This is a genomic window from Streptomyces sp. NPDC055287 (assembly GCF_053646035.1).
In genome coordinates this window covers 1-1,554 of record NZ_JBSHNE010000129.1, presented here as the reverse complement: position 1 = coordinate 1,554, position 1,554 = coordinate 1, and the positions used below count along the sequence as shown (strand labels likewise).

The window sequence follows — 1,554 nt, the reverse complement described above, 5'->3', positions numbered from 1 at the left end:
GGTCACTCAAATACGCCAGGAGCGGATGCGGTCGGCTGCCTCGTAGACGTTGGCCTTGCCGGCCTGGATGTCGCGGACCAGGTCGACCATCGCGCCGTACGGGGGGTCGATGCCCTCGCCGGAGGCGTGCATGTAGGCGGCGGAGACCTGGCAGGCGTAGAGGCTGTTGCGGTACGGCAGCGGCTGCAGGCGTACCAGGGTGTGGAGCAGGGCGGCGGCGCGCCAGGCGGGGTCGGGGTCGGCGGTGGCGGGGCGTGGGATGCGGGTCTTGTGGCGGGCGACGGCGGCGACGAGGGCGGAGTAGTCGGCGACGCTCACGTCTTCGGGGACGGCTTGGTCCTGGACGTCCAGGAGCCAGGGGATGTCGATGTAGAGCACCATCAGGCGGCTTCGGCTCCCCGCTGGGCGTTGGTGGGGGGCATCTCGTCGGGGAAGGCGTCGTCGAACTCGTCGCGGTGCGTCTCGCTCCAGGAGACGGCGTAGCGGACGAACTGCAGGCGTTGCTGTTCGCGCAGGGGCAGGTCGTGGACGAACTGCTTGAGGGACTTGCCCTCGGCGGCCGCGGCGGCGCGGACCGCTTCGAGTTCCTCGTCGGTGAAGGTGATGTTCAAGGACGGCATACCCTCATGGTACCTAGTAGGTACCTGGTATGGCTATGGATCCACGGGCTGCCTATTCTCCGAGTCAGGTGGTCCTACGTTGTTGCGTGGGTTGGACGGGCCAGCAGAGGGAGTGGGCTTGCGGGCCAGGCGAAGGCTGGGGCCGGTCTTCGTCGTCCAGTCGCCGTCGAAGAGAGCGGCCGCGAGACGTTGGTGCCCGGTGTCGAGCTGGCGGCTGCGGTGCTTGGTGCGGGCCTTGGCGAACCAGGGGGCCGATCTTGACGGTGTCGCCGTCCACGGTGATCGTTTCGCGGGCGGTGGGGGCGCGGTGTTCGCGGTGGAGGAAGAGTTCCAGGAGCTGGACGGTCTGCTCAAAGGTGCGGCGGGAGCGGCGTGCGGGGGCCAGCGGGTTGGCTTGAGGGGACAGGCCGAGCGTGGTGAGCAGGTGGTGTTGGCCGGTCTCGAGGCGGGTGCATGCGGTGAGCTGTCGGTGCAGCCAGGAGCCGATCTTCACGGTGCCCAGGACGGTGTCGCGGGTCTGTGCGGCCGGGTCGCGGCCGCCGGTCATCCCGCAGCCGCGGCCGGGCCCACGCCGAACCGGGGCACGTCAGCGACGGTCGCGTCCGGGGGCAGCCGTTTGAAGCGGAGCGGGTGCCGGAAGACGCCGCCACGGTCAAGGGCCCTGTCGGCGCTGACTCCGCCACCGGGTTCGGGCGGACCAGCAAGGTGTCCAGGACGTCACGGGCCCCCAGGCCGAGGTGAGCGGGCCCCTGTCCACGGATGCCCCGGTTCTGCGGCGGAGCTCTGTGCCCCCCCTGTCCGCATGCGCCGCATCAGCGCCTGGGCCGCACTCATCGCCATCCCCACCATGATCGTCGGCGTCTACGGCATGAACTTCGAGCACATGCCCGAACTGAAATCCCCCTACGGCTACCCAGCCGTCTGGATAGTCATG

At 69.8% G+C, this 1,554-nt stretch carries 2 protein-coding genes and 1 pseudogene; 1 reads left to right on the top strand and 2 read right to left on the bottom strand.

Annotation, left to right across the window (positions count from 1 at the left end; genetic code table 11):
• Positions 1-6: 6 nt before the first annotated feature.
• Positions 7-381, bottom strand: coding sequence for a toxin Doc (locus ACWIHY_RS40325; protein ID WP_454381737.1), 375 nt, complete (start codon positions 379-381; stop codon positions 7-9).
• A complete protein-coding gene (locus tag ACWIHY_RS40320) occupies positions 381-620 on the bottom strand; it encodes a hypothetical protein (protein ID WP_454381735.1) in 240 nt (79 codons plus the stop codon). Before ACWIHY_RS40320 ends, ACWIHY_RS40325 begins: the two co-directional genes overlap by 1 nt.
• Before the next feature lie 802 nt (positions 621-1,422).
• Between ACWIHY_RS40320 and ACWIHY_RS40315 the strand changes: the two are divergent.
• A pseudogene (locus tag ACWIHY_RS40315) lies at positions 1,423-1,554 on the top strand (CorA family divalent cation transporter); the annotation flags it as partial.